The organism is Paenibacillus sp. FW104-T2 (assembly GCF_058789975.1).
On the sequence record NZ_JBYTCE010000047.1, the window covers coordinates 1 to 8,085 of the forward strand.

General features: G+C 39.0%; 6 protein-coding genes. 3 read left to right on the forward strand and 3 right to left on the reverse strand.

What is annotated here, in order from left to right; genetic code table 11:
• Positions 1 to 1,894: non-ribosomal peptide synthetase (locus AC3WQ3_RS28570; protein ID WP_492474371.1), on the forward strand; the 1,894-nt coding region annotated here is incomplete at its 5' end.
• Positions 1,895 to 2,145: 251 nt separating this feature from the next.
• Here AC3WQ3_RS28570 and AC3WQ3_RS28575 read toward each other — a convergent pair.
• Positions 2,146 to 3,798 carry a DUF4179 domain-containing protein gene (locus tag AC3WQ3_RS28575; RefSeq protein ID WP_336779446.1) on the reverse strand — a complete coding sequence of 551 codons (1,653 nt, stop codon included), beginning with the start codon at positions 3,796 to 3,798 and terminating at the stop codon, positions 2,146 to 2,148.
• The gene (locus AC3WQ3_RS28580) at positions 3,773 to 4,357 is read right to left on the reverse strand and encodes an RNA polymerase sigma factor (protein ID WP_492474372.1); all 585 of its coding nucleotides are present in this window, start codon (positions 4,355 to 4,357) and stop codon (positions 3,773 to 3,775) included. Before AC3WQ3_RS28580 ends, AC3WQ3_RS28575 begins: the two co-directional genes overlap by 26 nt.
• A 202-nt stretch (positions 4,358 to 4,559) precedes the next feature.
• Here AC3WQ3_RS28580 and AC3WQ3_RS28585 point away from each other — a divergent pair, with 202 nt between their 5' ends.
• Together AC3WQ3_RS28585 and AC3WQ3_RS28590 are read left to right on the forward strand one after the other, a co-directional pair.
• Positions 4,560 to 5,405 carry an AraC family transcriptional regulator gene (locus AC3WQ3_RS28585; protein WP_492474373.1) on the forward strand — a complete coding sequence of 282 codons (846 nt, stop codon included), beginning with the start codon at positions 4,560 to 4,562 and terminating at the stop codon, positions 5,403 to 5,405.
• Positions 5,406 to 5,418: 13 nt separating this feature from the next.
• The gene (locus AC3WQ3_RS28590) at positions 5,419 to 5,889 is read left to right on the forward strand and encodes an NUDIX domain-containing protein (protein ID WP_492474374.1); all 471 of its coding nucleotides are present in this window, start codon (positions 5,419 to 5,421) and stop codon (positions 5,887 to 5,889) included.
• Between the two features lie 634 nt (positions 5,890 to 6,523).
• Here the strand turns inward: AC3WQ3_RS28590 and AC3WQ3_RS28595 are convergent.
• Complete coding sequence (locus AC3WQ3_RS28595) at positions 6,524 to 7,738, reverse strand: hypothetical protein (RefSeq protein ID WP_492474375.1); 1,215 nt, start codon at positions 7,736 to 7,738, stop codon at positions 6,524 to 6,526.
• Positions 7,739 to 8,085: the final 347 nt, after the last annotated feature.

Here is an 8,085-nt window from a genome sequence, read left to right on the forward strand (position 1 = left end):
CAGTTATAGTAACAAATTAAATGATAATCATTTAATTTATGATGCCGCTAAAGACCCAGATAAAAAAAAGGATTCCACAGATATTTTAACTCAGGAATTAATTGGTTACTTTCTAAAGAAACTTGAAGGTGAAAAAGCCGCCGTTTACCCCAATATATTGACTGCAATGCTTCAAAATAAAGCTATAGAGGCGCCAAATCACGTGGCCTTAGTTTATAAAAGTACAATCCTTACATATAAGGAGTTAGATGAAAAGGTCAATATTTTTGCTAACCATCTGATAAATCAAAAAAAAATAAAAAAAGGGGATATCGTTTCTATATGTATGGAACGAAGCATTGAATTGATAATATCGATTCTTGCAGTAATAAAGAGCGGAGCCGCTTATGTCCCTTTAGATCCCCAGTATCCGAAAGAAAGAATAACTTATATATGTGATAGTTCAGGTTCAAAATTTATAATTTTTAAAAACAGGACAAAATCGAATATATACTTTGAGAATACAATAACGTTATATATGGATGAAGAACACTGTGAAGAAGGAGCCTTAAGAGAGGCACCCTCTGTTGATTTAGAACCGGAGGACCTTGCCTATGTTATATATACGTCAGGTTCTACCGGAAGACCAAAAGGCGTTAAAATTTCACACAAAGCTTTATGTAATTACACTCACTGGTTTAATAAACGGTTTTCGCTTAATGAACAAAGTGTTATGTTACAACGAAGTCCAATTAGTTTCGATGCGTCAGTTGCGGAAATTTTCCCAGCTCTTACTGCTGGAGCAAAATTAGTATTAATTGAGGATGAAAAACAAGCTGATATTGACTATTTGCTTGATCTTTGTAGCAAAGAAGGGGTAACAGATATGCTCCTGACCCCTAGTATGCTGCAAACTATGATAAACAGTAATAAATTAAATGTATTCCCAGTAAAAAGGTTCCTAAGCGGTGGGGAGAAGTTAAGCATTTCGTTACAGAAACAATTTCATGAACAATCGACAGGGAAATTATTTAATTGTTACGGTCCAACTGAAGCTACGATCTATACAACTACTCATGAATGCATAAAAGGAGATTTTTCAAACAATATTGGGCGACCACTTAATAATGTCCATCTATTAGTTCTGGACAACCATTCAAAACTAGTACCTCCCGGCAGTAAAGGGGAATTATATATAGGTGGATACGGACTTTCAAATGGTTATTTAGATGAAGTCCTCAACCGTTCTTTTTTTATAGAGAACCCATATAAAAGGGGGGAGTTACTTTATAAAACAGGTGATATAGTTCGGTATGATATGGATGGAACTATTGAGTACATTGATAGAAAAGATAGGCAAATCAAGTTAAGAGGATATCGAATTGAACTAGGTGAAATCGAGGCCGTTATAAAGGAATATGAATATGTAAATACTGCAGCAGTAAAATTATTGGAAGAAGATAATGCTGTTTTGGTTGCGTTTATTGAGCCATATAATGGAGCGAATATTAATTTAAATGAGCTGAAAAATTATGTAGAGAGACACCTTCCACAACACATGCTTCCTAATTCTTACTGTGTACTTGATAAGATGCCAATATCAAACAATGAAAAAATTGATTATGGTTCTTTAAAAATGAAAGCAAAGGAATATATAAAGGTGGAGTTACCGAAAACAGCTATAGAAAAACGGATTGCCCCCATTTGGGAAGAAGTATTAAAAACTAATATCGTGAGCATTGATGAGAACTTCTTTGAGCTAGGAGGACATTCTCTAATAGCTACCCAAATTATTTCAAGAATCAGAAATAATCTAGGAAGAGAAGTTTCAATTAAGCAGCTTTTTGAAAATCCGACAATTAGAGAACTTTCTCAAGAAATTGAAAGGTCGATTCTGGAAGAACTTAATTTTTAAAAGAATATATTTTTCATTAAGAAGGGTTATGCAACTCGACCACCAAGAACAATTATGAAGCTCGCTAAAACACTGATTTTTTAATATCTTGCGGGCTTTATATTGTTTGGTCATGACATAGATAATATGGAGGACTGTTATTGGGCACCAAAACGGAAAACTGTTCATTTGCTAAAGGGCGAAAATAAGAAATGCCCTTGTATATGGGCATTCAATTTGTACAATATCCTATTAAATTGATTTAGTACTGTTTATTTAGTGCTCGTGTTCAGTGAAACTCTCAGTTCATCATCAGGCTTCTTCATTGTATAGTTCGATACATAAAGATCAATGTCTTTACCCTTAAAATCTTGAAATACTTCTGTATGTTTATTATCGGAGTCGTTAAAATACAGAGGCGTTAGATATTGCTTTTCTCCCGCATCAACGAAATAAGTCTGGTTGATCCCGCCAAATGTAGACTCAGGGCTGGACGACCCAACGTACAGGTTCCCATCCTTGAGATAATAAGTCCAGTTGATGAGGAACCCTGCATACTCCTTTGTTACCGTTTGTGGCTGAGTTGAAATTCTCGTTAGACGAATAGACGTCTGGTCACCAGCGTGCTCATCAACTCGGTCCTTCGCGATTAAGGTTATGGGTTTGTTGGCCACAGAACTAACATCCATGAGAGACGAGTTGGACTGCTCAAATCGCAGTTCGGTCTGGTTGGGATTCAACGTATCTTCGAGGGAAACGTATCCTTCCAACACTCTGCCGTCCACTTCCAACTGATAAGTCCGGTATGGCAGTCTGTAGTAGTCTTCTTGGTGATCAATAATTAAACGAATCTGGGTTGGTGTTACCACTAGCCTACTGATTTTAGCCTCTCCATCCAATGACTGCAGTGGAATATTCATTTCTTTCTTAACTGAACCTGTTTCCATCTGCTGTTTAGACAAGGAGAGATCGACGTTCCAGGTTCCATCTGTTCGCTCTTTCTCATGTGTATATGTGAAGGTAAAATGATCTGCTCTCTCTTTGAACTGCTGTTCGTTAAATATTTGCGTGCTGGAGTATGCTCCGGTTGCACCTTCGGTACCGAAGACTGGGCTTTCGGTTTCTTTAAGCATGTTCCCGTTTGGATCATAAGCTGTGATTCTGGCCCAAGTCTGTTCCTTCAATGCCGTATCTGTAAAAGTCACGTTGGAACGAATCATGATTTGATCTTCCGTGTGCCGGAAGGATTGTACTTCTACCGTTTCGATTCCGTCCTTTTGTATATTAAATTTCTGAGTATTAGTGTCCTTGGGATCGAGTGTAATGTCCTCCTGAATGTCTTGCAAATATCGAACACCTGTAATGGAGAATTGTAGATTGGATTGGTTCTCAGACATCACCCAGTCCGTTTCGAAGTATCCCTGATAGACACCTTGCTCTTCGTTCCATTGTTGATAATAGTGTCCTTCAATAGGCTTACCCTCACTGTCTTTCAAAACGATCTGATCATATCTGATTTCTGCTCCGTTTGTTTCCATGCCGGGTTTAATCGTATAGAGAAGGACTGTTCGGTTATCATCCACAAAAGCGTTATGCACCGTTAAGGTGACTCCGTGAGCTGTGACGCTTTGTTCAATAGACTGACCATATCCCGCTTGGAGAGCTGACTCAATTCCAGACTTATGGGAGAGGACATCACTCCAATCATATTGAAAAGCTGCATATACCGGAGTGGCCATTACCGCTACAGATACACCCAGGACAATAGCAACTTTCGTCTTACCGCGCTGCGATCTTTCCTTGAGCTGATCTGCTACCCGAAGCTCGTCCATCTGTATGCTGTTAAACATCTTATCAAAATCCGGATATTCAATGTGGTCTGAATGTTTCATGTGATTCTTAACTTTGGATTCTACTGTATTCAAAACGGTTCTCTCCTCTCATGTTAACCTTCTCATAGTACTCCAGTTTCTTTCGCATCAATTGAAGAGCCTTGTGCAATCTGGATCGAACGGTACCCTGACGTATATTGAGTATTTCCGAGATTTCCACAACAGATAGATCACCAATGTATCGCAGGGTTACAACACTTCGCAGCTTGTCAGGCAATTGGCGCAATTGCTGTTCCAATTCAGCGAAGGATAACTTAGCCATAACCATCCCATCGACCGAATCTCTAGCAAGAGCCTCGTGTTCATGCTGCTTCTGTAGATGGTCCTGTTTGTCATGTTTGACTTTGTTCTTACGAATGACGTTGAGGCAATGATTCATGGCGATTCGCATAATCCAGGCCTTGATATGTGTAACATTTCTCCAGTCCTGTCGAAACACAGTTACAAACACATCATGGCATACATCCTCGGCATCCTGAATGTTTTTGAGCATATACAAGCAGGTACGATATACATCTTTGTTGTAAGAATAGAAGAGTTCGTGCTCGGTCACTTCCGCTGCTCCTTTCTTGTTGGGATATATAATAGACAAGTGAGCGCCGAAAATGATTCACTTTTTTTATCCTGTCTCTTGATGAAGAACATGCTAAGATATTCCATTATGGTTGATTCCTCATGAGTTGAACAGATTAACAGTTACCATAAAAGACTAGGGCCGGACAGATCACAGCAAATAATGACAGGCCGCAAAACAAGTATTCCTCTATTATAGAAATCAAGGAGTGGTCAACCGTATGAACTGGATTGAATCGTTGCAGAAGGCTATACAGTACATCGAAGAGCATCTATTCGAAAATGTAACGATAGAGCAGATCGCAGCACAGGCTCATATCTCGCCTTTTTATTTTCAACGTACGTTTACGCTGTTAACAGATGTTACCGTATTTGAATATATACGGCGGAGACGATTAACACTGGCAGCACATGAACTTGTACAGAGTGAACACAAAATTATTGATCTGGCGTACAAATACGGATATGACACTCCTGAATCTTTCTCCAAAGCTTTTCGCAGACAGCATGGGGTTGCACCAAGTGAGGTACGAAAAAGCAGCACCTCAGTTAAATCGTATAATCGCTTGGCTATTCAAGTAAGTTTAAAAGGAGCGGAACCGATGGATTATAAAATTGTTGAACAGGCGGAATTTACGTTAGTTGGAATTAAGCAAGCTTACTCTTATGCAGATGGAGAGAATCTACGGGAAATCCCTAAAATGTGGGAAGAAGCCTATGCGAACGGAACAGAAGATCGTTTATTGGATTTGAATAATGGAGCTATTCCAGGATTACTCGGAGTCTGTGTAGATCAGACCGAGATCAAGGGGAAGCAGATGGAGTACTGGATTGGTACAGCTTATCATGGTGAGATACCAGAAGGTTTGTCTTCCCTCACCATTCCTGCTTCCAAATGGAGTGTATTTGAAGTAAGGGGGCCTCTGCCTGAGAGCTTGCAGAACCTATGGAAACAGATTGTTTCCGAATGGTTCCCATCTAATCCTTATGAGCATGCCGGGACACCCGAATTAGAGGTTTATGCGGGCCCTCATCATGCGCCACAAATCTGGATACCAATTAAATAAGGGAGTGAACGTTATGACTTCGAAATTTCATCACTTGGCAAGGGGAATTATAATCAGTCAGGATCAGGTTCTACTCGCCCATGCCATTGGTCATCAAAATACGTTCTTGCCAGGAGGTCACATTGAATTTGGTGAAAGCGCACCGGATGCCCTAAAAAGAGAAATTGAAGAGGAACTGGGGTTGTCATGTTACATCGATGGATATTTAGGCTCCGTAGAGCATCGGTGGGAGAAAAATAAAGAGCTACACTGCGAAATGAACCAGGTTTTCAGAGTGAAAGTCTCTGAACTGGATGTGTTACAATCTCCTGTATCCCTTGAGTCTCATATTGAATTCTATTGGGCGTCTGTGTATGAGCTATCTGGGCATCATTTGCAGCCCTATCCATTCCGTAAGTTAATTCCACAGCTTGTCAGAGGAGATACATCGATATGGTGGGAAAGTACGTTGAAGGACGGCATAACAGCGGATAATATCGAATAAGGTTCTACTCTATTTAGGAAAGAGTGAGGAGTTCACTCCGTTCAATGTTGTTTTCTATATTTTGAAGATGGAGGTGTTCAAAGCCTTTCAATACCCTTCATCAACACCTTAGTTCAATATCTTAGTTCAACACCATTTTTTTAAAACCATAGATTAACACCTTTAATTAATACCTTTTTACGAGCAACAAAAGTGTCTCAAAAGGCTTGATCCATAAGGGCTTCTGTATCTGGATAAATTTAGATATGGAAAGCCCTTATTTTTATGCAAAATGATAACGCTAAGGTACACATCAGGAAACGCCAAACCAACACTAGATGTATGGAAATACCCATTAACGATCAATACATCCAAATGAACAAAATCAATATAAACATTATCTTTATTAAAAAACACATGAGATAAAACGTTATCCACAGTTTTAGTGGCGGAATTGGAATTCACAGGAAGTTATGAGATCACTTCTATTCCGCTATTGAAAGTGCAAATCTAACTAAATCCAACTAAAAGCTCACAATAACGGTAGAGTAGAAAAAACAAATAGCAGTCATTCTACTATTCGTAGAACCACTGCAACACAAATTAGACTGAAATGAATGATAAGGATGCACAAATAAATCTAACCCTATAGAAATTAGACGATGTGCGCTTGAGATCGAGTATTTTTTTGTCTATTCATATACTTCTCAATTTCCATCTTGATCTCCAGAATAGGAGCTGGAAGAGTTCTGATCCGGTAATAATGCTGGATGAACCATTCCGGATGTTGTCTGAAACGATTAAGCCAGCACGAATGGATGAGACGAAGTTTGTCCCACACTTTAACTTGTTGGCTATGCGCTGCTTCGATTAGTTCTTGATTCATTATGGAGATCTCATCATTAGCAGAGAGGTTGGTCTCCGCCATGTGTTTCTTCTGCTTGATCTGTTCAAGCTCCACAGATAGTTGTACCGCATAATTTAACTCGGCTGATTCCATAACGGACCGAAAATAAGCACTGATCTCATTCAGTTCATTCTTTTCTTCATTCACAATATAGGATGAATCTTCTCTGTAGATCATGTTAAAGAAGGTCTGTGACCGTCTTTTATAATTTTGGATGCTAAAGAGAGCATGGTCGAAAATCTCAGTAGCATACTCATATCCAAATTTCGCATAGTAATCTTCCATGACTTTTGCTATTTGCCAAACCGCTTTCCGGGATATAAAGTCACAACAAAAACGATGCTTCATAAGCTGTTTGGTCACCCACAGCTCAGCACCTTCAGAATAGATTTCACCCATGTTAATCCATTTGGAGTGAACGTTTAGTACCTGGAAGTTTTCAGTATGTATTTTGATCTTCAGATATTTGGAAGCCTTCTTAAGAATCGTGATCGCTTCTTTTGGCGTACGTATGTTAAGCAGTCCAGTTGGTCCATAAAGATCATTGATATAACCCCAGCGGAAATTGCCTGGAATATAGATAAGCTCTTTGCCAACATAATGAAGCACAAAGCGTTGAACATTTCGGTCCTCAGACAGAAACTCATCGCATGTAAAGAAGACAAAATTTTTGGCATAGAGCGTTTCCTGTGAAACTTCCGCCTGATCACGTACAAAGATATAACGGTCAAAAAACAATGTACCAGCGTTATTGTAATGAATAATACCCTCGAGTTCTAACTTGTGGAGAAGAATTCGGATTCGATAAGTGGAGGTACCCATTCGTTTAGCGAGTTCGGTCTGAGAAAGAGGAACTTCTCCGCCATATGCGCAAACGGTACCCAGCAGGAGTTTAAGTTTGAAAAGCAAACGAGTATCATGATGTAGGGTCTGTGCATCGAATAGATCAGGATGGTGTTTCATCTGCGCCTCTCCTTAACTCCCAACTGTAAAAATGGGTATGGAAAATAAGGGTTTTGGCTTTTGTTTTTTTAGAAGACATGCTATAATGAACACATCAAAAAAGAAGCAAGACCAAGACCCCGACTTTTCGTGGTTTTAATAAGTGCCAGTCGCCAAACTATTCACTTATTAGAACGATATCGTTGGGTTCTTTTTTTTTGTTTTAACAGAGCTTTTTATTAGCTTTCCATTTACTATAAATAGATTATAGCATCCGTCTATTTAATTGGGAACACCATGAAAAGTACGAGAAATGCGTAATAAAAATAGAAATGAAGAATGAAACCTATTTTTAAGACCATACATAT